Source organism: Acidovorax sp. HMWF018 (genome assembly GCF_003061035.1).
Classification (GTDB): Bacteria; Pseudomonadota; Gammaproteobacteria; order Burkholderiales; family Burkholderiaceae_C; genus Acidovorax; species Acidovorax delafieldii.
In genome coordinates, this window is record NZ_QAIM01000499.1 from 1 (window position 1) to 625 (window position 625).

1 protein-coding gene is annotated in these 625 nt (G+C 66.1%); it reads left to right on the forward strand.

Going from position 1 to position 625, the window contains the following annotated elements; translation table 11 throughout:
- Window positions 1-13: 13 nt before the first annotated feature.
- Window positions 14-625, forward strand: a 612-nt coding sequence (locus DBR23_RS31405; RefSeq protein ID WP_369882149.1) for a CHASE domain-containing protein, incomplete at its 3' end; no start/stop codon positions are given.

Genomic DNA, 625 nt, shown 5'->3' on the forward strand with positions numbered 1-625 from the left:
GCCTTCCCCCGCCCTGCCCCCCACACGCAGCCCCATCGCAGCCTTTGTGGCTGTGTTTGTGCTGGCAGCCGCCTGCGCTGGTGCTTTGATCTGGACGCTGGAACGCCAGGAACGTGCGCAGCAGCGCACCCAAGCCGCCGATGTGGCGGGCGATCATGTCCAGGCCCTGCAGCGCGCCATCGAGTTGGCACTGTCGGCCAACAACACCCTGGTGGCGTTGGTGCGCCAGGGCCACGGGAACGTTCCCCAGTTCGAAGAAATCGGCGTGCAGATGCTGCCTTTCTACCCGGGCATCGCGGCCATGGGCCTGTCCCCGGGAGGGGTAGTGCAGCAGGTTGTTCCCCGTGCAGGCAACGAAAATTCGATTGGTTTTGACCAGCTCAACGACCCCCGCCAAGGGGCGGAGTCCGCGCGTGCACGCGAGTCCGGCGTGTTGACGCTGGCGGGGCCAATGGAGTTGATCCAGGGCGGCCTGGGCGTCGTGGGGCGCCAACCGGTGTACCTGGAAGATGACCTGGGGCGCCGGAGCTTCTGGGGTTTTACTTACGTCACCATCCGTCTGCCCGAGGTGCTGGCCACCGCCCGGCTGCCCCAGCTCAAGGAACGGGGGTTTCACTATCGATTG